This is a genomic window from Brevundimonas sp. (genome assembly GCF_036659295.1).
Lineage (GTDB): Bacteria > Pseudomonadota > Alphaproteobacteria > Caulobacterales > Caulobacteraceae > Brevundimonas.
This window is the reverse complement of sequence record NZ_JAVXCU010000011.1, coordinates 1-22,554: the sequence shown is the minus strand read 5'-3', so window position 1 is coordinate 22,554 and position 22,554 is coordinate 1. Positions and strand designations below refer to the sequence as shown.

The following is a 22,554-nucleotide window of genomic DNA, read 5'->3' as shown; positions in this document are numbered from 1 at the left end:
GGCGAATGCTCGGAGCCTTTGTTTTTGGCGAGGCTATTAGGGATGTGACGCCGCGCTGCCTTGGCGCTACAAGGCGGGAATGACCCTGATCCTGTTTAACAAGCCGTTTGATGTGCTGAGCCAGTTTACCGACAAGGGAACCGAAGGCAGCGAGCGGAGCACCCTGTCCAACTATATCCCTGTGCCGAAGGTTTATCCGGCGGGGCGGCTGGATCGGGACAGCGAAGGCCTGATGCTGTTGACCGACGACGGGCGGCTGCAGATGCGCATTACCGAGCCGCGCTATAAGACCAAGAAAACCTATCTGGCGCAGGTCGAGGGCATTGCGACCGAAGAGGCGCTGGAGAAACTACGTCGCGGCGTGATGCTGAAGGACGGCATGACGCGCCCTGCCGAGGCCGAGATGATTGACGACCCGCAATTGTGGGAGCGTGTGCCGCCGATCCGCGTGCGTAAATCCGTGCCGGATTGCTGGATCAAGATCACTATCTCCGAAGGCCGAAATCGTCAGGTACGCCGTATGGCGGCGGCGGTGGACCTGCCGTGCTTGCGTCTGGTGCGCTGGAGCGTCGGCAACTGGTCGCTGGACGGCCTCGCCCCCGGCGAATGGAAAGAAGTCGAGCGCTAAGCAAAACGTGCGGCTATTCGGGTACTTCGAGTTCGCCAATAATGTCCCATCCGTTTCGGGTCTCGCGACGGATCACATAATAGCCGGGGCGTAAGTATAAGGTGGTGCTGGTGTCACCGGCGGGAACCAGAGCATGGTCGGAAGGGACTACGCCCATGCCTTCTACCGAACGGACAGCCTGTATCAGGCAGATGTCGGAACTGGCCGCAAAGCGGACAGGAGCGGCCCGCCGCTTCGGATCATTAGCCCACCATTCGGGTCTGTTGTTCACGGCCGGTTTGCGCGGGTGAAATACGGACAAATCGACCTTGCCAGAATAGGATTCGGCGGTGAATGCCTGACCTGAGGGTTCGAAGACACAGACGGGCTGATCCGGTTTCAGACGCTCCAACACTGTGCGCGTGAGAGAAGGATCATTAGCTGGATCAAAGGCAGGCCAGTTGAGCGACTGTTCGACCGTCAGTGGGTCGATACCGGTATAGCGCTTCAGTCTTGAGGCAAACCATTCCCGTTCGCCCTGTGGCGCTTCCAGAATGTGGGAGTGACCGCACAGGACAATGATCTTGCTGTCGGGGTGGGGCGTCAGAATATTGTCGATGAAGTTTCGGGCCTGCGCTTCTTCCCGCTCGTTGATCTGGTCCACACTGCTGGCACTGTCGGGAAGCAGGCTTTGATGTTCAGCCTGTTCATAGGCGGCCAGCCGATAGCCTAGCTCCAAGGCTTCACGCACCGTCTCGGCATAGACCGGATCGCGACTGTAATAGCCGTAGAAAGGCAGGAAGGGCATTTTGTGCCGCAATTCCTCGACAAGGACAGGGTGATGTTGGCGCGGTTTTCCAATGAAGGTTTCTGCAGCAAAAATATCGAACCCCAACGGTCGTAGCGCCCGTAAAACCTCAAGGGTGAAACTGCGATGGCGTGAAATACAGTGATGCTCGTTCAGGATCACGACGCGCGTGTCGCGGGCGCGTTCGACGATGGCATTAATGGCGGGTTCAGAGGTGAGAACAAGCTCTTGCGGCACTGTAAATTGCCGCTGGGGAGAGGCGGTGGCTCGAGCCTCGTCGCCAACAAGGGACGCGAACTGATACAGGAAGCTTTGTGCCGCTTGGTCACCGGCCTCGGATTTCTCGATGAGCTCCAGGTACTGGGGCAAGTACAGGTTCGCGCTGTTATTGAGCGCGTTCCCATCCATCTTTTCTTGCGCCCAGAGCGCGGTGGGAGCGAGGGCGGCTGCTCCGGATATCAGGCTGAAGGCGCGGCGCGAGATCATGGCGTCTGTTCTCCACTAGAAGCATCACCATAACCGTGTGTATCAAGCTTGAAAGTGAAAAGCCCCGAACCGATGGTTCGGGGCCTCCGTTTATCCTGAACTTGTGAGGGGACAGGATGGTGGGGGAGCTTTAAGCCGCCTTTGCTGCGGCGGCGCGGTTCTTGACCAGATCATCGACCACACTGGGATCGGCGAGGGTCGAGGTATCGCCCAGAGCGCCGATCTCGTTTTCGGCGATCTTGCGCAGGATGCGGCGCATGATCTTGCCCGAGCGGGTCTTGGGCAGGCCGGGGGCCCACTGGATCACATCGGGAGCAGCGATGGGGCCGATCTCGTTGCGGACCTGTGCGATCAGGGCTTTGCGCAGTTCCTCGGACGGCGTCACATCGGCGTTCAGCGTGACATAGGCATAGATGCCCTGACCCTTGATGTCGTGCGGGAAGCCGACCACGGCGGCCTCGGCCACGTCATGGTGCAGCACCAGCGCGCTTTCCACCTCGGCGGTGCCCATGCGGTGGCCCGACACATTGATCACGTCATCGACGCGGCCGGTGATCCAGTAATAGCCGTCCGCATCGCGGCGACAGCCGTCACCCGTGAAATACTTGCCCTTATAGGTCGAGAAATAGGTCTCGAAGAAGCGGGCATCATCGCCGTAAACGGTGCGCATCTGGCCGGGCCAACTGTCGGTGATGCACAGATTGCCTTCGGTCACGCCATCCAGCACCTGTCCCTCGGCATCGACGATTTCCAGCTCGACCCCCGGCAGCGGCTTGGTGGCCGAGCCCGGTTTCAGGTCGGTCGCCCCCGGTAGCGGCGAGATCAGGATGCCGCCGGTTTCGGTCTGCCACCATGTATCGACGATGGGCAGTTTTCCGTTGCCAACCACCTCGTGATACCAGCGCCATGCCTCTGGGTTGATCGGTTCCCCGACCGTGCCGAGCAGGCGCAGTGACTGGCGGCTGGAGGACTTCACCGGATCGTCGCCGTCCTTCATCAGGGCGCGGATGGCGGTGGGGGCCGTGTAGAAGATATTGACCTTGTGCTTGTCCACCACATCCCAGAAGCGCGACACGGTCGGATAGCTGGGGATGCCCTCGAAGAACAGGGTGGTGGCCGCATTGGCGAGGGGGCCGTAAACCGCATAGGAGTGGCCCGTCACCCAGCCCACATCGGCCGTGCACCAGAAGACCTCGCCCGGGCGATAATCAAAGACGTTTTCATGCGTCCAAGAGGCCCAGAGCAGATAGCCGCCGGTGGTGTGCAGCACGCCCTTGGGCTTACCCGTCGAACCGGACGTATAGAGGATGAACAAAGGGTCTTCGGCATTCATCGGCTCTGGCGGGCAGTCGGGGGAGGCGGCATCAACGGCGGTCTGCCAGTCGATGTCGCGGCCATCCACCATCGCGGTGGGCGTGTCAGTGTGGCGCAGCACCAGCACGTTCTTGACCGATACCTTTTCCAGCGCCTTGTCGACATTGGCCTTGAGGGGAACCTTGCGGCCCCCGCGACAGCCTTCATTGGCGGTGATGACAAAGGTGGAGCGGCAGTCTTCGATGCGGCCCGCGATGCTGTCGGGCGAGAAGCCGCCAAAGATCACCGAGTGAACGGCCCCGATGCGCGCGCAGGCCAGCATGGCATAGGCGGCTTCGGGGATCATCGGCATATAGATGGTGACGCGGTCGCCCTTTTGGACGCCGCTCGATTTCAGCACATTGGACAGACGCGAGACGCGGTCATGAAGTTGGCCATAGGTGACGTGCTCGCTGTGGGTCGGCTCGTCGCCTTCCCAGATGATGGCGACCTCGTCCTTGCGGGCAGGCAGGTGGCGGTCGATGCAGTTGGCCGAGACGTTCAGCACGCCATCCTCGAACCATTTGATGCGGAAGTCGTCCTTGTTGAACGAGACGTCCTTGATCTTGGTCGGGAAGGTCATCCAGTCGAGGCGTTTGGCGAGGTTCGACCAATAGGCATCGGGGGTTTCGCGTGCCGCCTTTCGGGCCGCTTCATAACCGGCGGAATCCATGTGGGCCTTGGCGGCAAGGTCTTTGGGGACCGGATAGATTTCAATCTCTGACACGCGTTTTCTCCCGATGACTTTTACTTATTATTTCGGCTTAAAAGCCGTATTTGGCGAACAGGCTGAGACGGTTCATGTCACCGCTTTGACCGCTCTGGAGTTCCCGTGTTCCGAACATCAGTTCGGCACCGACATCAACGCCCGTCAATGGTGTCCAGATCAGGTTTGCGCGAGCGCTGGAGGCCGAGCGGCTGACGCTAAGGCCCGTCAGTGTTTCGGGGTTATCAATTTCCTGATGGGACAGAATGAGGCTGGAGCGCCAGCCTGCCTGCCATACATGGCGATAGGCGGCATAACCGGCCAAGACCCCGATGGCTTCGATATCGCCGGTCGCATCCAGCACACCGTCATTGGCCAGATTCAGGCCGACATAACGGCCAATGCCTTCGCCGCCGGTCAGCATCAGACGGATATCGTCGGATGCGCCCAGCTTGAACTTGGCCGAGGCCGACAGACCCCAACCATAGGTCGAGCTATCAATGGCACTGGTCGGATTTTCATATTTGAGCTGACGAACCAGACCGGCCAGTTGCAGTTCGCCCCAAGGCCGGACATGCGCATAGCGTGCCGTGATGTCGGGCAGGGCGTTGTCGTCGGCAATGATGCGGGCACCCCCCCCAAACGGCGTCAGGGTGGTTTCGGGGTTTTCAACCGATAGCGACAGCGGGCCGCGCGTATAGCGAACCTGAACCTGACGCGACAGGATCATGCCCTCGCTGGGGCCGAGATAGTCGGCGCTTTCGGGGATGACGTTCAGGTTCTGGAAGTTCGACCATTCCTGACCGATCAGCCAGTTGTCGATGGTGACAAAGGCACGGCGCAGGGCCGGTGATGATGGATTGGTGGTGCGGTGGTCGCCGCTGCCGGGCAGGGCCTGAAAATCCATCTCGATACGGGCACCGACCTTGTGGCCGCCGACCTCGCCATCGGATGTCAGCCAGAAACGGGTCTGGCGGGCGCTGAAATCGGTGGCGGTGCCTTCGGATGTTCCGCCAACCGGAATGGAAGAGGGCAGGTAGAAGTCACGGCCCAGATCGCCTGAGGGGATGTCGCCATCGCCATAGTGCGAGACATTGACATCGGCCTTGATGAAACCGCCGAACCGGATCGTATGGTCGCCGACGCGCAGACCGTCAGCGGGGCGCTGTGAAGCAGGACGGGGGGCTTCGGCCATAGCGGCAGGCTGGGGGCGCTGCTCGATACGGATGATGTTGTCGTTGAGGGTGCGGTTCTGGGTCTGCTGCTCGCTGCGGGCAGTACGAATCTCGGATTTCAGGCTGTTCAGTTCGGCTTCGAGCAGGGCAATGCGGGCTTCGAGCGCCGCAGTTGTGTCCTGGGCATGCGCATGCGGAGCATAGGCTACAGACGCGCCAAGGAGCGCGAACGCAGCCGCCCCGCCTAAAAGGCGGTGTCTATCCATAGGTTTCCTCCCGGGCCTGAACTTTTGCAGGTCTCCGATTGTCACCTTTTCGCGTTGCAACGGTTTCCGACATCTAGCCATTGGTCTAATCTCGACCAAAGTCGGTGCATGTCATTCTGTCGCCATGACAGTCGGGCAAGCCTCGGAATCATTTGATGGAAGGACATCCATGGACAGAATCGTCGTCGCGGACGATCACCCTCTCTTCCGTGAGGCGCTGGTCTCGGCTGTGCGAAAAGCACGACCGGACGCCAGTGTGGTGGAATGTTCCAGCTTTGCCGAGGCCGAGACCGCCCTGAATTCGGGGACGGTGGACCTGATGCTGCTGGACCTTAAACTGTCGGATGTCGAAGGGATGACGGGCTTGAATCTGGTCCGTGCCAACCATCCTGCTGTGCCTGTTGTCGTGGTGTCGGCCAGCGAGGAACCGCACACAGTGCGTCACGCGCTGGCGGTCGGTGCGTCGGGCTTTATTCCCAAATCGGCTTCGTTGGAAACCATGGTCGAAGCGATCGGCCAGATTCTGGAAGGCGAGACATGGGCCCCCGATGTCGGCGAGGCCGAGGGCGAGGAAGCCGATCTGCAAAGCCGGATTGCCAGCCTGACCCCGTCGCAACTGCGTATTCTGGAAGGCCTGAAGGCAGGCCGTCTGAACAAGCAGATCGCCTATGACCTCGGCGTGACCGAGGCCACGATCAAGGCGCACCTGACCAGCGTGTTTCGCAAACTGGGCGTCCAGAACCGCACCCAGGCCGTCATCCTGTCCCAGCAGATCGATCTAGGCTGAGCTTAGCCGGTCCCCACAGATCGCGCCATGATGCGGTCTGTGGGCGGTATCAAACAATGCCCTCAAGCAGCGAGCCACCGCGTGGCGAGCGAAAGGGCAGATCGCACCGCGATCATCCTTAAAGAAGAAGCCCTCAAGCAGTCAGCCTCCGCGAGGCTGACGTTAGGGCGTGATCGCCATGCGATCACTAACTTAAGAAAGCCTTCAGGCTGGCGGGTTTGACGGGTTTTGCCATCAGGGTGGCACCGGCCTCGGCGGCCTGTTCGGCCAGTTTTTCCTGTGTCGAGGCGGTCATCAGGGCGATACGTTTGACACCGCGCGCTTTCAGCATCCTGACGACGCTCAGGCCATCGGGCTGACCGATATCCAGATGCAGATCGACAATGGCAGCGTCGAACGGGCCCTCCATGGCCTCGACCTCGGCCGCGGAACTGGCCAGTATGGGCACCGCGCCCCAGCGTTTCAGCAGGGCCTCCATCGCCTCGATAATGGCCGGTTCGTTGTCCACGCACAGCACACGTTTGCCCGATAGGGGCGTCTGCGAGGTGACGACCGCTTCGGCGGGGGCTGTCACGGCGGCTGTACGCGGGGTGGAGATACGGAAGACCGATCCGTACCCGACAGTCGATTCCAGCGATACCGGATGGCCCAGAAGTCCTGACAGGCGCCGGACAATCGCCAGCCCCAGCCCTACGCCCGGTTCATCGACCGGCGCGCCGGGAAGACGAACAAACTCGCCAAAAATACGCGCCTTTGCGTCTTCGGGAATGCCGCGTCCGGTATCGGCGACCACCACATCAATACGGTCCTTATGGCGACGGGCACCGACCAGAACCGCGCCCTCGTCGGTATAGCGGATGGCATTGGCGACAAGGTTTTGCAGCATGGAGCGCAAAAGGTCCCTGTCGCTCATTATCCATGCGCTGGTCGGGTGGACGCGCAGTTCCAGACCCTTGGCCTCGGCCATGGGGGTGAACTCGCGGGCGATGTCGCTGAACAACGGGTTCAGGGCCATAGGCGCGACACTGGGGTCCACGCCGCCGGCCTCCAGCTTGGACAGGTTCAGCAGGGCCGTCAGCAGGCGGTGGGCGCTTTCGATCGAACGGTCAGCATTGACGGCGAGGGTTTGCGAGCGGCTGTTGGCGACGGCCTCGTCCTCGCGCAGGGCGGCGATAAACAGGCGCGCAGCGTGCAGCGGTTGCAACAGATCGTGGCTGGCAGCGGCCAGAAAACGGGTCTTGGAGGCGGTGGCCTGCTCGGCCATGTCCAGAGCGGCTTTAAGCTGGGTGGTGCGCTCGGCGACGCGGCCTTCCAGTTGCTCATTGGCTTCTTTTAGCTGGCGGGCAGCGCGGCGCAGGTCGGTGATGTCGGTATAGGAGGTGACATAGGCCCCACCCGGCAGTGGCTCGCCGACGGCTTGCAGAATGCGGCCATCCGACAGTTCGCGCTCATGGAAGTGGCGCTGGCGACGGTGCAGGGCTTCCAGCCGGCGCTCGATCCAGTTGTCGATGTCTCCATCCACCAGATCGCGTTCGCCATGCTCGGCATTATAGCGATACACCGAAGCGATCGGCATGCCCACATGCAGGAAACCGGCGGGCAGGTTGAACATCTCGATATAGGGGTGGTTCCACGCCACCAGACGCAGATCGTCATCCACCACCACCACGCCCTGATCGATATTGTCGAGCGTGGTCAGCAAGATCTGGCGGTTGAACTGTACGGCCTGCGAGGCTTCGTCCAGCATCCGCACAACGTCTTCGGGGGCGCGGCCCCCACCGGACAGGGCGGCACCGATGACGCGGCGTGCCGCGACGGCCCCGACCGCACCGGCCAGCATACGTTCGGCCGCACGGGCAAGGCCGGCATCGGCGGGGTCGCTGTTTTTCAGCCGCACGCCGACCTCGTCGGCCCATGCCTCAAAGGCTTTGTCGGCGCGTTCCTGTCCGATGAAGCGGGCGACCAGAACCTTCAGATCCTGCACCGATGCCCCAGACAGATGGCCGCGCCCTTCCAGCCATTCGGCCTCCTTGTGATCGACAAAGGCGCGCGCCTGTACACGGTCGATCAAGCGGGGCGCAGACCGGCGCGAGACGATGATATAGATGCCCAGATTGAGACCCAGAGACAGGAAAACCCCGACAGCGAACGGGTCTTCCAGTCCGAAAATATGGTGGACATGCAAGGGCAGGTCGGGGGCCAGTTGCGGCATGGCCAGCATGAAGAACCATACCACCATGCCGATGCTCAGACCGGCCATTGCGCCACGGCTTTGCCCGCCGCGCCACAGAACCGCACCGAACAGGGCCGGTGCCAGTTGCGCCAGTGCCGCAAAGGAAACCAGCCCCATATCGGCCAGACCCGAGGCCGGATCCATCGCCAGATAATACAGCCAGCCCAGAAACAGGATGGCAACGATGGCGATCCGGCGGACGTTCAAAATCTTGCTGGCCATCGCGCTCATCGGCGCGGGCGGGTGACTGCCGGACGGGCCACGACGGGCGCTCATGAGCGGCAGGACGAGGTTGTTGGAAACCATGGCGGACAGGGCCACGGTTTCGATAATGACCATGGCGGTAGCCGCCGAAAAACCGCCGACAAACACCACAGAGGTCAGCAGGCTTTGTTGGTGGGTAAAAGGTAGGGCCAGAACCAGCAGGTCGGGATTTGTCCCCGACAGGGACAGACTGCCTGCCGCGACCAGAGGCAGAACCGCCAGCGAGGTCAGGCACAGATAGAGCGGGAAAATCCATTGGGCGCGGCGCATCTCGTCGGGGGCACCGCCCTCGACAAAGCCGACGTGAAACTGGCGCGGCAGACAAAAGACCGCCAGCGTCGCCACAAGGGTAATGGCCCAGAAGCGGGCATCGGTTTGTGGCCAGCGGGACAGGTCCCCCAGGCCCGATGTGAAGGCGGTGATCGGCTGGGGCGTTTGGGTCAGCAGTATGACGGCAAATACGGCCACGGCCAGAAGCGCGCCCAGCTTGACGATGGACTCCACGCCAATGGCCTGGATCAGGCCGCGATTATGCTCGGTCAGGTCTGTGCGACGCGCGCCGAACAGGATGGTGAACCCTGCCAGAACCGCTGCCAACATCAACACGGTCAGGTTTTCGGAGCCTGCAACAGGGCTGTTCACGTTCAGCATCTCTCCGGCCATGGAGAGCGAGCGCAGTTGCAGGGCGATATAGGGCAGGGACCCTAGAATGGCGACGAGGGTAACGGCGGCACCCAGCACGGGGCTCTTGCCATAGCGGGCAGAAATGAAGTCGGCGATGGAGCCGACATTGGCGCGTCTGGCCGCCGACGCAATGCGCCGCCATAGCGGAAACAGCAGGGTCAGCCCGATGGCGGGGCCGATATAGATGGGCAGATAGTCCCAGCCATCGCGCGAGGCGGTACCGACGGCACCGTAATAGGTCCACGAGGTGCAATAGATGGCCAGTGACAGGGCATAGAGGCTTGGGCCGATAAGGCCGGAGCCCTTGGCCTTGATGTCGGGGCGTTCATACCACCATGCGATGGCGAACAATGTGGCCATATAGGCCACGGTCATGGCCAGTGTTGCAAAGCTGAACATCATGGCATCTGGGCCTTCTATGGCAGGCGCGACAAGGGAAAAGAGGCACCAACGGCCATAAGCGACCAAAAAGGGCGGACCGCTTGACGGCCCGCCCTCGTAAGGATCGGATCAGAACCTGTCCGGACTAGTCGTGAATATTCACGTCCTTGCCTTCCTTGACGAAGATGACCCCGATGATGACGGTCAGCACCGCAATCACGATCGGATACCACAGGCCGTAATAGATATTGCCGGTGGCCGCGACCATGGCAAAGGCGGTGGTGGGCAGGAAGCCGCCGAACCAGCCATTACCGATGTGATAGGGCAATGACATGGAGGTGTAGCGTACATTGGTCGGGAACATCTCGACCAGAGCCGCTGCTATCGGGCCGTAAACCATGGTCACATACAGGACGAGGATAAACAGGATGGCGATCACCATCGGCTTGTTCACCTGCGCGCTGTCAGCCTTGGCTGGATAGCCGGCCTCGGTCAGGCTGGCGGTCAGGGCCGTGTCCCAGTTCTTTTTCCGGGCATCAAAATCGGCCTTGGACAGTGCGGTGCCGTCAAACGATTGCACCGTTACATCACCGATCTGGACATGGGCGATCGTGCCCGCCGGAGCGGCGACGTTTTCATAGTTGATGCCTGCCCGCGCCAGATGGGTTTTGACGACATCGCACGAGGTGTTGAACACGGTCCCGCCGACGGGGTCGAACTGCAGATTACAGTTGGCCGGATCGGCGACAACCTTGATCGGAGACGATGCCACCGCAGCCGCCAGTTGCGGGTTGGCGGCCTTGGTCAGTCCGTGGAACAGCGGGAAATAGGTCAGGGCAGCCAGCAGGCATCCCACCAGAATGATGGGCTTGCGGCCGATCTTGTCTGACAGCCAGCCGAAGATAATGAAGAAGGGCGTGGCCAGTGCCAGCGCTGTGGCGATCATGATGTTCGACAGCGACGGGTCGACCTTGAGAGTCTTTTCAAGGAAGAACAGGGCGTAGAACTGGCCGGTGTACCAGACCACGGCTTGACCAGCAGCCAGACCGAACAGCGCGATCAGCACCAGTTTCAGGTTCGGCCACTTCATGAAGCTGTCTTTGAGCGGGGTGGTCGAACCCTTGCCCTCGGCCTTCATTTTCTCGAATGCCGGACTTTCGGACAGTTTCAGGCGGATCCACAGCGACACACCCAAAAGCAGGATGGAAACGAGGAACGGAATACGCCAGCCCCATTCGCGGAAGGCGTCCTCGCCGATGGCGCTACGGACCCCCAGGATGACCATCAGGCTGAGCAGCAGGCCGACCGTGGCGGTGATCTGGATGAACGAAGTATAGAAGCCGCGCTTACCGTGGGGCGCGTGTTCGGCGACATAGGTGGCCGCGCCGCCATATTCGCCGCCCAGTGCCAGACCCTGAATCAGGCGCATCAGCACCAGAATGATCGGGGCGGCAATGCCGATGGCGGCATAGGAGGGCAGAAGGCCGACCACAAAGGTCGACAGGCCCATCAGCAACATGGTGACGAGGAAGGTGTTCTTGCGACCCCAAAGGTCGCCCATCCGGCCAAAGACGATGGCCCCGAACGGACGCACCGCAAAGCCTGCAGCAAAGGCCATCAGTGCAAAGATGAAGCCGGTGGTCTCGTTAACGCCCGAAAAGAACTGGGACGAAATAATCGCGGCCAGCGAGCCGTAGAGGTAAAAGTCGTACCATTCGATGACGGTACCGACAGACGAGGCCGCAATCACCAACCGGTCATTCTTTTTGACCGTGCGATCACCCCCGTCCGCCCCGTGAAGGGTGCGGTCGGTCATAGGTGTTATCCCTTCCTGTAAGGCCGCCCCCTCAGGCGGCCATGTTTCCCTGATGCGTTGCGTCTTGGTGCGCAGCGTCATCAGGGAGACTGACAGGAAGAAAATCGGTTTGCAGAGATCGACGTTCGTCTAAATCGCTGCGCCCGAACCTAGATGCCCATGCACAGGTATTTGATTTCCATGAAGTCTTCGAGGCCGTGGCGGCTGCCTTCGCGGCCCAGCCCGGACTGTTTTATGCCGCCAAAGGGGGCGATTTCAGTGGAAAGTATGCCCGTATTGATGCCGACCATGCCCGTTTCCATTGCCTCGGCGACACGCCAGACGCGGCTGATATCGCGGCTGTAGAAATAGCCGGCCAGTCCGAAGATGGTGTCATTGGCCAGTGCAATGGCCTCGTCTTCGGTTTCAAACTTGATGACACCGGCCAGAGGACCAAAGGTTTCCTCGCGGCACATCTGCATGTCCTGCGTCACGTCGGCCACGACGGTCGCCTCGAAGAAGGTATGGCCCAGCGCATGGCGGTTGCCGCCCGTCAGCACGCGCGCCCCCTTGGACAGGGCGTCGGCCAGATGTTCCTCGACCTTTTCGACGGCCTTGTCATCGATCAGAGGGCCCATTTGAACGCCGTCTTCAAGGCCGTTGCCGACCTTCAGGGCCTGTACCGAAGCGCACAGCTTTTTGACGAATTCGTCATAGACGCCCGCCTGCACATAGAAGCGGTTGGTGCAGACGCAGGTCTGGCCCGAATTGCGGAATTTGGAGATGGTGGCACCGGCCACGGCAGCATCGATATCGGCATCGTCAAATACGATGAAAGGGGCGTTGCCACCCAGTTCCAGCGACATTTTTTTGATGCTGGCGGCGGACTGGGCCATCAGAGTACGGCCCACCTCGGTCGAGCCGGTAAAGCTGATCTTGCGCACAATCTCGTTGGAGGTCAGTTCACCACCAATGGCCGAGGCCTTGCCGGTCAGGACGTTGAACAGGCCCGCAGGCAGTCCTGCTTCCTCGGCCAGAACCGCCAGTGCATAGGCGCTGAAAGGTGTCTGGGCAGCGGGCTTGAGCACCACCGCGCAACCGGCGGCGAGGGCCGGACCGATCTTGCGGGTAATCATCGAGGACGGGAAGTTCCACGGGGTGATCGCCCCGACCACGCCCACCGGCTGTTTCAGGGTGACGATACGTTTTGTGTTGTCGTGGGTGGGGATGACCTCGCCATAGGCGCGTTTCCCCTCTTCGGCGAACCATTCCAGATAGGCTGCGCCATAGGCGATCTCGCCCTTGGCTTCGGCAAGGCTCTTGCCCTGTTCGAGCGTCAGAAGGCGGGCCAGTTCGTCCTGATTTTCCATCATCAGCTCGAACCAGCGGCGCAGGATCTTGGCGCGGTCATTGGCTGTGCGGGCGGCCCACGGCTTCATCGCCTGTTCGGCCGCTTCGATGGCGCGGCGCGTCTCGGCGGCACCCATATTGGGGACGGTGCCGAGCACTTCGCCGGTCGCCGGATTGGTGACGCTCAGGGTTTCGCCGCTGTCGGCATCGACCCATTGGCCACCGATAAAGCCCTGCTGACGCAAAAAGCGATTCTGACTCATAACGCACTCCCTCTTGTTGGGAGTGAATAAGGGATATCGCCGTTAACGGATCAAGAGCTTATGCCGTCTTCGTTACGCAAAAGAAGGCCGGTTTTGATCAGGTCCGACAGGCTTTCTGCCTCGATCTTCTGCATGACCTTGGCGCGGAAGACCTCGACGGTGCGCGGGCTGATGTCCAGGGTCTGGGCGATAGCCTTGTTGGACAGGCCTTCGATCAGGGCATTGAACACCTGTGCCTCGCGTGGGGTCAGGCGGTCGAATTTCTCGCGGGCCGCTTGGGTCAGGCGTTGTTGTTCGCCCACCTGTGTCAGGCGCGACAGGCATCCACGGACGCTTTCGATCAGGCGCTGGGGATCGAACGGCTTTTCGATGAAGTCCACCACACCCTGTTTCATCAGGCTGACGGCGACGGACACATCGGCATGGGCGGTGATGACCAGTATCGGCCACGCCGCGCCGCGCTCCTCGCTGACCCGCCGTACCACCTCGGCACCGTCAACTTCGGGCATGCGCAGGTCGGTGACCACACAGGCGGTTTCGTCCTGTGGCATGGAGCGTAAGAAGTCGGCCCCGCCCGCAAAGGCGCGGCACCGTATGCCCTGACTGCGCAGCAGGGCTACCAGTGAGTCACGCATGCCTGCGTCGTCATCAATGATGAAGACTGAAGGGGTCATTCTTGCTCGTCCTGATTGGCAATGGCGAGTGTAAACGAAAAACGGGCACCACCCCAGCGCGAAGCGCCGACGCGCAGGTTGCCGCCGTGGCTTTCAACAATGGTGCGGGTCACAGAAAGTCCCAGCCCCATACCGCCCGACTTGGTCGATATCATGGGCTGGAAGACGCGATCGACCTGATCGGGGGCGATGCCGGGACCACTGTCCTCGACGGCGACCTCGAAGCTGCGGTCGGTGACGGGATGGCCGGTAATCAAAACGCGCGAGCCATTGGGGCTGGCCTCGACAGCATTGCGGACCAGATTGACCAGAGCCTGCTGAAGCTGGATGCGGTCCAGACGCACCAGATCGGGCATGGCGATATCGGTTTCGATACGGATATTCCGGTCCTGACCGGTCAGGATCAGAATGGGCAGTACGTCATCGACGACAAGGCTCAGCCGTTCCTTGGCCAAGGTGCGCATTTCCATCGTCAGCAGTTCGCGCATGCGGCGGATGATCTGACCGCCGCGCAGCATCTGGGCCTTGGCCAGTTCGGTTGTGCGCAGGGCGCTTTCACCCAGAGGGCCAGCGGTCTTCATGTCCTCTTGTGCGGCATGCAGATAGGCGGCGGCGGCCCCCAGTGGCTGGTTCAACTCATGGGCCAGTGTGGCGGCCATTTCCCCAAGCGAGTTCAGTCGCCAGACCTTGTTGAGTTGGGAGTGAAGTTCGCGGGCCTGTTCGTCGGCGGTCAGGCGCGGGGTCAGATCGACCAGCCGGATCAGAGGACCATCGGGCGTGTGGTCCAGCCACAGCTCGACATCGATATGTGGCTGGTCGGGGCGGATGATCTGCCAGTTGTTTCCGGCGGGTTTAACTAGACCTGCCTCGGACTCCGCGCGGGCATGTTCTTGGTGGTCAAAGCCGGGAACCAGTTCGCTGAAAGGGATGCCCCACAATTGTTCATCGGCGCGCTGGAAGATGTCGTGGCTGGCAGGGCTGGCGCGTTTGATGCGGCCTTCCTGATCCAGAAGCACGATCGGCGTAGCGGCCAGCAAGGAGCGCAAAACCTCGTGCTCGGTGGACTGGTACAGACCGTACATGCCGATCAGAGGGCGCTCGGGGCGGAACGTCAGCAGGGCGGTCAAGGCCGAGACGCCCCCTACCATTATGGCATCTGCAACCATGACAAAGCCGCTCAGGGTCAACAGGGACAGTCCTGCCCACAGCAACGCCACGCAGGCAGAAACCAGACGCCATCCTCCCAGACGGGCGATTATGGCGGTGGCCATGACGGGTAAAAGCAAGGGCAGTTTACCGGACGGCTCGATCAGAAATCCGGCCAGCGAGGCCGCAACCAGACCGGCGCACAACACAAGACGCATCGCCGTCTGCAAACGGACATTTTGGGGCGGGTGATGTCCGGATCTGGCAGAGGATTTGCCGGAAGAAGGGAGCATGTGCGTTACGGTAGGCTTTTGAATCGGGGCTGATAATTTACCGGTTTCCCTTCTGGGGTGAACCGGCCACGGGGATCAAGCCGCACTAAAGGCGAAGTGTAACATTGCAGATAACGAAGTTATCACAAAAACCTCCAAGCGGGGCAATAAAATACCAAACAACTACAGTTCGGTAAGACATCTCCCTTAAGCCTATAGGGGATTGCCCGTACCTGCTGGTTTACAGAAACCTACGTTTGTACGTGCAGATAGTCGCAAATCTTTGTCGAGGTTGGGATGGTCCCCGTGCTGCAGCTGTGTGCGCTTCAGAAAGAATCGCAGATTGCTAAAGACGTCGCGTCTGCTGTGCAGACCGCGCGGGCCAACCGTTCTGCCTTGGCACTTGCCGGTGGTTTATGGGGCTGTGACCCCTGCTGCGGCAAGCACACCGGGGGAAGTGTGTAATGACGGGTTTCTTGAACAATCTGAAGATCCAGCAGAAGCTGACCTTCGCGTTTGGCGGCATTATTGCTGCGATTCTGGCCATGAGCCTGTGCGTGTATGTGGGCGTCAGCGGCGTCCAGAATATCCGCCGCGATATGGAGCGGGTAACGGCAGCACAGCAGGCAGCCGTAAACGCCCAGTTGCAAATGTCGCGTCAGGACGCGGCCCTTCGCGCCTATGTAATGTCGCGCATTCCGTCGGCCATTGATCTGGTGAGCGAGCATCGCTCCAGCTTTAATGACGCGCTGGACGAGTACAAACGCATGGACCGGACCTCCGATGAGCAGGTCGAAAAAGCGCGAGCCGGTGTTGAAAGCTGGTTCGAGGCTGTGGCCGTGCGCGGTGTGGGCCTCGACGATCCGGCTAATTATGACAGCTCGGGCCTGTTGGCCCCTGTCGATCAAATCTTGCAGACCCTTGTCGATGAACGCGGCAACGAGGCCGAGGCTCTGGCCCAGCGCCAGATGGCTCTGGCCAATATGATGCGCCTCGTCATGGGTATCGGCAGCGTGTTCGCTCTGGTCATGGCTGTGGCATGCGGCGCGTGGCTGACCATGGGGGTTGCCAATCCCCTGCGTGCGGTGGCCTCAGCGACGCGCAAGCTGGTGGGCGGTAATACCGAGGTGGTGATCCCGGCTCTGGGCCGCACCGACGAGGTGGGTCTGATGGCATCAGCCGTCGAGCATTTCAAACAGGTCACGCTCGAACAGAACGCCCTGAAAGCCCGTAATGATCTGATGCTGAAAGAGGCCGAAGAGGCCCGTCAGCGCCGCGAGGCCGAAATCGAGCAGGGCCGCCGCAATGACACGGTTGTTGTGACCGCTCTGGCCGAAGGTCTGGAAAAGCTGGCCAATGGCAATCTGACGTGGCGCATTACAACCGACTTCCCCCAGTCGGCTGAGACGCTGAAGGTCGATTTTAATGCCGCGATCGAAAGCCTCGAAAAGGCTGTCTCGCTGGTGAATGCCAATGTGTCGGTCATCAATATGGGGGCCGAGGAAATCAGCGCGGCCTCCAACGACCTGTCGCACCGCACCGAGCAACAGGCGGCCACTCTGGAACAGACTGCAGCGGCTCTGGACCAGATTACCGCCACTGTCGGCCGTACCGCCGATGGCGCAAAAGAAGCTGCGCAGGTTGTCATGGGCGCGCGGGACGATGCCCAGCGCAGCGGCGCGGTGGTCAGCAACGCCGTTGACGCCATGACCGCGATCGAGGCGTCGTCGCGCAAGATCGGCGACATTATCGGTGTGATCGACGAGATCGCGTTCCAGACCAATCTTCTGGCCCTGAATGCCGGTGTCGAAGCCGCCCGTGCGGGTGATGCGGGGCGCGGCTTTGCCGTGGTGGCCTCCGAAGTGCGGGCACTGGCCCAGCGTTCGGCGGGGGCTGCCAAGGAAATCAAGGCACTGATCTCGGCCTCCGGCACACAGGTCAGCCAGGGTGTGAATCTGGTCGGACAGACCGGTGATGCTCTGGGCCGCATTGTGGACCGCGTGGCACAGATCGACGCTCTGGTGCGTGAGATCGCGGCGTCGGCACAAGAGCAGGCCACCGGTCTGGCTCAGGTAAACTCGGCTGTGAACCAGATGGATCAGGTGACCCAGCAGAACGCGGCCATGGTCGAGGAATCGACCGCCGCCTGTCAGGCACTTGCGTCCGAGGCTGCGGATCTGACGGCATCGGTGGCGCGCTTCGAGGTGTCGCAAAAGCTGGCGGCCAAGCCTGCGCCCTACAAGGCGCAGGTGTCGGCGGCGGCTCCGGTGATCAGCGCACCCAAGCCGGTGTCGCAACCCGCTCCGAAACCGGCCTTTACGCCGCAAGCTGTCGAGGCACCGACCATGGCCCGTCCGGCCCGTCCTGTGCGTCCGGCCAATGAGTATGTTGCAGACCGTGTTCAGCAACAGGCCGTAGCCGTTGCCGGTGAGGAGCGCCCGCGTTCGGTCGCCGAAACCATTTCGGCATTGCGTACCAAAGGCATTGGCAGTGTCGCTTTGAAATCACAGCCGTCAGAAGACGGTTGGGAGGAGTTCTAATGACGCAAGACACCATTCTGGATCCTGTCATCACCCTGCCCGCAATACTGGATATCCGCGCGGCAGAGCCGTTGAAGTCGGAACTGATGCAGTATCGTGGTCATGCCGTAACGCTGGATGCCTCGGGCGTAGAGCGTCTGGGTGGTTTGTGCCTGCAGATTCTGCTCTCGGCTGTCAAAACCTGGAAGGCCGACGGCCAAGCTTTGATCTTTCTCAATGTTTCCAAAGCCCTGAACGAGCAATGGCTGGGCTTTGGAGCTTCCCCCGATGAACTCGTAGCGCAGGACGCCGCCTGATGACCAAAACCGTTCTGACCGTTGATGACTCGCGCACCATGCGCGACATGCTGATGCTGGCCCTCCAGGATGCGGGCTATAATGTTGTGCAGGCTGTGGACGGTGTTCACGGCCTCGAAGTACTGGCCGAGCAACGTCCCGATGTCGTGATTACCGACATCAATATGCCGCGCATGGATGGCTTCGGCTTTATCGAAGGTATGCGCGCCGATCCTGCCTATAGCGGCGTGCCGGTTCTGGTTCTGACCACCGAAAGCGATGCGGCCAAGAAGCAGCGCGCGCGTGATGCCGGTGCGACGGGCTGGATCGTTAAACCGTTTGACCCTGTTCGACTGGTGGACGCTGTCCGCCGCGTAGCGGCCTAAGGCCGGATTAGATTTCAAGGACTTCCCCCAGCCATGAGTGACGATCCGTTCGAGGCCATCAAGGTCACCTTCTTCCAGGAATGCGAGGAGCTTCTCGGCGACCTCGAGACCAATCTGATTGCACTGGAATCGGGTGATACCGATATCGAGACGATCAATGCCTGTTTCCGCGCCGTCCACTCTGTAAAGGGCGGGGCAGGGGCGTTCGGTCTGGATGATCTGGTTCGCTTTGCCCACGTTTTCGAGACCCTGATGGACGAGCTGCGCTCGGGCCGTAAAGAGGTGGACGAGGATGTGGTGCGCAGTCTGTTGCGCGCATCGGATGTCCTGAATGACCATGTGACCGCCGCGCGTGGCGCGGGGCCTGCGGTTGATCCCGAGCGTTCACAAACCCTGATTGCCGAACTGGAAACCCTGACCCACGGCGCGCCGGTTTCGGGCGCGGACATCGCCGCATCCGCGGATATGGACGACGATTTCGGCTTTATGCCGGTGGCGCTCAGTCTGGATGATTTTGGTGCCGGTGACGGTATGGGCCTGATGGACTTGCAGCCTCTGGACCTGCCGTCGCTTGATCTGCCTTCGCTGGACGAACCGTCTGCTTCGGGTGGTCAACAGACGGGCTGGAAGATCATCTTCCGTCCGCATCCGCGCCTCTATGCCAATGCCAATGAAACGGCGCTGCTGCTGCGTGAACTGGGCCGTCTGGGGCCGATCTCGGTAGAGATGGACGATAGCGGCCTGCCGTCGCTGGAGGCACTGGAGCCGCTGGAATCACATCTGGTCTGGACCATTCATCTGGATGCGCCTGTGGCCGAGCTCGATGTGCGCGATGTGTTCGACTTTGTGGAAACCGATTGCGACCTGAGCATCACGCCTGTCATGTCCGGTGAGGCCGGCGCTCCGGTGGTGCTCGACAGTCTGCCGGATCTGAATGATGGCCTGCCGTCTCTGGATACGGGCGCATCGGCCGAGTTCGATATCGCGGCACTGGTGGCCATGGCACAGGCTGATACGGCTTCGCGTCTGGGCGGGGGCAGCGAGGCTGCACCTGTCATCGACGACACCCCAAAGTCCAAGGCCGCTCCGGCACCCGCAGCACCTCTGGTGGCGGCCAATAATGCATCTGCGGCCCCCGCAACAGCAGCCCCCGTTACGATCCGCGTCGATCTGGAGCGCGTGGACCGTCTGATTAATGCGGTGGGCGAACTGGTGATCCAGCAGGCCATGCTGGCACAGCGCGTCTATGAAAGCGGTCTGGCCCGCTCGTCCGATATTTCGCTCGGCCTCGAAGACCTCGAACTGCTGACCCGCGAGATTCAGGACAGCGTGATGGCGATCCGCGCCCAGCCGGTGAAGTCGGTGTTCCAGCGCATGCCGCGTCTGGTCCGCGAAGTGGCCGCCATGACGGGCAAGAAGGTGAAGCTGGTCACGGCCGGCGAAGACACCGAGGTCGACAAGACCGTGGTGGAACGTCTGTCTGAACCCATCACCCACATGCTGCGCAATGCTATCGATCACGGGCTGGAAACGCCGCAAGAGCGCGAGGAGGCGGGCAAGCCTGCCGAAGGCACGGTCAAGCTGGCCGCGCTGCATCGCTCGGGTCGCATTGTCATCGAGATTTCGGACGACGGCAAAGGCATCAACCGCCAGCGCGTTCGCGCCATTGCCGAGGAGCGCGGTCTGGTCACGCCGGACCAGATTCTCAGCGACGACGAGGTGGACAACCTGATCTTCCTGCCGGGTTTCTCGACCGCCAAGGAAGTGACCGATGTGTCCGGTCGTGGCGTGGGGATGGATGTGGTGCGCCGCTCTATCCAGTCACTGGGCGGACGGATTTCGATTTCCTCCAATCCGGGCAAGGGCTCGGTCTTCACCATGTCCCTGCCGCTGACACTGGCCGTGCTTGACGGCATGGTGGTGGGCGCGGCCGAGCAAACCCTGGTGGCCCCGCTGGCCGCCATTGTCGAAAGCCTGACACCCAAGGCCGAAGACATCCATCTGGTCGGCGGTGTCGATCCGGTGCTGATGTTCCGCGACGAGTTCGTGCCGCTGGTCGATGTGGGCCAGACGATGGAATTCCGCAGCGAACCGACCGACCTGAAGGGCGGGGTGGTGATGATTGTCGAAACCGAAGGCGGCCAGCGCGCCGGTCTTCTGGTGGATGCGATCCACGGCCAGCGTCAGGTCGTGATCAAGAGCCTTGAAACCAATTACCGCCATGTCGAAGGCGTGGCGGCTGCAACCATTCTGGGTGACGGGCGCGTCGCCCTGATCCTCGATATCGACGCTCTGGTCACCACCGGACGTCGACGGACTACCCCTCTTGCTGAACTGAAGATGGCGAGCTGACCCATGACCCAAGTCACCCCTAATGTCGCCGGTTCCGACCGCGAACTGATTGCGTTCCGTATCGGCGAACAAGAGTTCTGCGTAGATATTATGAGCGTGCGTGAAATCCGTGGCTGGACACCGGCCACGCCGCTTCCGCGCTCGCCTGCCTATATGAAGGGTGTCATCAACCTGCGCGGTACGGTGCTGCCGATCATCGATCTGGGCTCGCGTTTCGGTCTCCAGACCGGCGAGCCGACCGAGCGCCATGTCATCATGGTGGCCCATGTGGGCAGCCGTCTGGTGGGCCTTCTGGTCGATGCCGTGTCCGACATTGTACAACTGACCGACGCGGCCATCCAGCCGACGCCGGACGTCGCTTCGGAAAGCGTGAAGGCCTTTGTGAAGGGCATCTTCGCGGTTGAAGGCGGCCGTATGATCAGCCTGATCGACCTCGAACACGTCCTGCCAGCCGAGGCGGAAGCCGAAGCCGCATGACTATGACCGCCGGACGGGAGACACTGGTGGACGGCGAGTTTGCGTTCACCCAGGCCGACTTCCGTCACATTGCCAGTGCTCTGCACAGCCATGCCGGTATTGCCCTGCATGAGGGTAAGGCCGCGCTGGTCTATTCGCGTCTGGCCAAGCGTCTGCGAACGCTGGGTCTGCGCAATTTTGCCGAGTATATCGCCCTTGTGGAATCTCCCGAGGGTAAGGAAGAGCGTCAGGCCATGACGGCGGCGCTGACGACCAATGTCACCCGCTTTTATCGCGAGCCACACCATTTCGACCATCTGCGCGATGTGGTGATGCCGCAACTGGCGGCGCGGGCGCGTGCCGGTGGGCGGGTGCGCCTGTGGTCGGCAGCCTGTTCCAATGGGCAGGAGCCGTATTCGATGGCGCTGACCGTTCTGGAGAAGCTGCCGGAAGCCAATGATCTGGATGTGCGGATTCTGGCGACCGATATCGACCCGAACATGGTCGTAGAGGGCAGGGACGGCATCTATTCGGATGAACTTCTGGCCCCTGTACCCGCCTCGGGGCGTCGCCACTTCAATCCGGTATCCGGACGTCCCGGCTATTCGCAGGCCAGCGAGACGCTGCGCCGTCTGGTGGTGTTCAACGAACTGAACCTGATCGGCAAATGGCCGATGAAGGGGACGTTTGACGTGATCTTCTGCCGCAATGTGGTGATCTATTTCGATGACGCCACGCAGGAGAAAATCTGGAGCCGTTTTGCGCCGATTCTGAACCCGGGCGGGTCAATGTATATTGGCCATTCCGAGCGTGTGTCGGGGCCTTCCACGGGGGCCTTCAAGACCTGTGGTCTGACCACCTACCAGCGCACTGAAGGTGGCGCATGAGCCGCGTCAAAGTCCTCGTTGTCGATGACAGCGCCACGATGCGCAGCCTGATTTCGGCTGTCCTGCGCCGTGATCCGGACATCGAGGTTGTCGGCACTGCCGAAGACCCTCTGGATGCCCGCACCAAGATCAAGGAATTGAATCCCGATGTCCTGACGCTGGATGTCGAAATGCCAAATATGAACGGGCTGGAATTCCTAGAAAAGATTATGCGCCTGCGCCCCATGCCGGTGGTGATGGTCTCGACCCTGACGCAGGCGGGCACGGATGTGACGCTGGCGGCGCTGGAAATCGGCGCGGTGGATGCGGTGGCCAAACCGGCTGTGGGGCATCCTGCCTCGGAAGCGTTTGCCGATCTGGCCGACAAGGTGAAGTCGGCGGCCCGCGCCCGCGTGCGTCCGCTGGAAC

17 protein-coding genes are annotated in these 22,554 nt (G+C 61.3%); 9 read left to right on the top strand and 8 right to left on the bottom strand.

The genetic code is table 11. From position 1 onward, the window contains the following. The first annotated feature begins 79 nt into the window (after positions 1–79). Positions 80–628, top strand: coding sequence for a pseudouridine synthase (locus RSB01_RS03870; RefSeq protein ID WP_332591456.1), 549 nt, complete (start codon positions 80–82; stop codon positions 626–628). A gap of 13 nt (positions 629–641) precedes the next feature. On the opposite strand, the gene RSB01_RS03865 is transcribed toward RSB01_RS03870, so the two are convergent. The 3 genes from RSB01_RS03865 to RSB01_RS03855 all read right to left on the bottom strand — a co-directional run bounded on the left by RSB01_RS03865 (position 642) and on the right by RSB01_RS03855 (position 5,401). After that, positions 642–1,901: a hypothetical protein gene (locus RSB01_RS03865; protein WP_332591457.1), complete on the bottom strand. Its 1,260-nt coding sequence runs from the start codon at positions 1,899–1,901 to the stop codon at positions 642–644. A 130-nt stretch (positions 1,902–2,031) separates the two neighbouring features. Further along, positions 2,032–3,981: an acetate--CoA ligase gene (gene acs, locus RSB01_RS03860; protein ID WP_332625087.1), complete on the bottom strand. Its 1,950-nt coding sequence runs from the start codon at positions 3,979–3,981 to the stop codon at positions 2,032–2,034. A 37-nt stretch (positions 3,982–4,018) separates the two neighbouring features. Then, on the bottom strand, positions 4,019–5,401 hold the full coding sequence (locus RSB01_RS03855; protein WP_332591624.1) for a DcaP family trimeric outer membrane transporter: 1,383 nt from the start codon (positions 5,399–5,401) through the stop codon (positions 4,019–4,021). 169 nt (positions 5,402–5,570) lie between these two features. Between RSB01_RS03855 and RSB01_RS03850 the strand changes: the two genes are divergently transcribed. After that, a complete protein-coding gene (locus tag RSB01_RS03850) occupies positions 5,571–6,188 on the top strand; it encodes a response regulator transcription factor (protein WP_332591625.1) in 618 nt (205 codons plus the stop codon). A gap of 187 nt (positions 6,189–6,375) precedes the next feature. On the opposite strand, the gene RSB01_RS03845 is transcribed toward RSB01_RS03850, so the two are convergent. From RSB01_RS03845 to RSB01_RS03825, 5 genes are all read right to left on the bottom strand, one after another. Continuing rightward, a complete protein-coding gene (locus RSB01_RS03845) occupies positions 6,376–9,771 on the bottom strand; it encodes a PAS-domain containing protein (protein WP_332625086.1) in 3,396 nt (1,131 codons plus the stop codon). A gap of 124 nt (positions 9,772–9,895) precedes the next feature. Then, entirely contained in the window at positions 9,896–11,566 is a 1,671-nt protein-coding gene (locus RSB01_RS03840) for an MFS transporter (protein WP_332590698.1), read from the bottom strand. Between the two features lie 149 nt (positions 11,567–11,715). Then, positions 11,716–13,158 (bottom strand): NAD-dependent succinate-semialdehyde dehydrogenase, encoded by a 1,443-nt coding sequence (locus RSB01_RS03835; RefSeq protein ID WP_332590697.1) that lies wholly within the window; start codon positions 13,156–13,158, stop codon positions 11,716–11,718. Between the two features lie 50 nt (positions 13,159–13,208). Continuing rightward, the gene (locus RSB01_RS03830) at positions 13,209–13,832 is read right to left on the bottom strand and encodes a response regulator (RefSeq protein WP_332590696.1); all 624 of its coding nucleotides are present in this window, start codon (positions 13,830–13,832) and stop codon (positions 13,209–13,211) included. After that, on the bottom strand, positions 13,829–15,196 hold the full coding sequence (locus RSB01_RS03825) for an ATP-binding protein (protein ID WP_332590695.1): 1,368 nt from the start codon (positions 15,194–15,196) through the stop codon (positions 13,829–13,831). Before RSB01_RS03825 ends, RSB01_RS03830 begins: the two co-directional genes overlap by 4 nt. A gap of 518 nt (positions 15,197–15,714) precedes the next feature. Between RSB01_RS03825 and RSB01_RS03820 the strand changes: the two genes are divergently transcribed. The 7 genes from RSB01_RS03820 to RSB01_RS03790 form a co-directional block, all read left to right on the top strand. Further along, on the top strand, positions 15,715–17,790 hold the full coding sequence (locus RSB01_RS03820; RefSeq protein WP_332590694.1) for a methyl-accepting chemotaxis protein: 2,076 nt from the start codon (positions 15,715–15,717) through the stop codon (positions 17,788–17,790). After that, the gene (locus RSB01_RS03815) at positions 17,790–18,086 is read left to right on the top strand and encodes an STAS domain-containing protein (protein WP_332590693.1); all 297 of its coding nucleotides are present in this window, start codon (positions 17,790–17,792) and stop codon (positions 18,084–18,086) included. Before RSB01_RS03820 ends, RSB01_RS03815 begins: the two co-directional genes overlap by 1 nt. Then, complete coding sequence (locus tag RSB01_RS03810) at positions 18,086–18,451, top strand: response regulator (protein ID WP_332590692.1); 366 nt, start codon at positions 18,086–18,088, stop codon at positions 18,449–18,451. The genes RSB01_RS03815 and RSB01_RS03810 overlap by 1 nt, the downstream gene beginning before the upstream one ends. Positions 18,452–18,484: 33 nt before the next feature. Continuing rightward, the gene (locus RSB01_RS03805; protein ID WP_332590691.1) at positions 18,485–20,803 is read left to right on the top strand and encodes a chemotaxis protein CheA; all 2,319 of its coding nucleotides are present in this window, start codon (positions 18,485–18,487) and stop codon (positions 20,801–20,803) included. Between the two features lie 3 nt (positions 20,804–20,806). After that, complete coding sequence (locus tag RSB01_RS03800) at positions 20,807–21,280, top strand: chemotaxis protein CheW (protein ID WP_332590690.1); 474 nt, start codon at positions 20,807–20,809, stop codon at positions 21,278–21,280. Then, the gene (locus RSB01_RS03795; protein ID WP_332619764.1) at positions 21,277–22,146 is read left to right on the top strand and encodes a protein-glutamate O-methyltransferase; all 870 of its coding nucleotides are present in this window, start codon (positions 21,277–21,279) and stop codon (positions 22,144–22,146) included. The genes RSB01_RS03800 and RSB01_RS03795 overlap by 4 nt, the downstream gene beginning before the upstream one ends. Beyond that, the coding region (locus tag RSB01_RS03790; RefSeq protein WP_332625084.1) for a response regulator at positions 22,143–22,554 on the top strand (412 nt) is incomplete at its 3' end. The genes RSB01_RS03795 and RSB01_RS03790, both read left to right, overlap by 4 nt.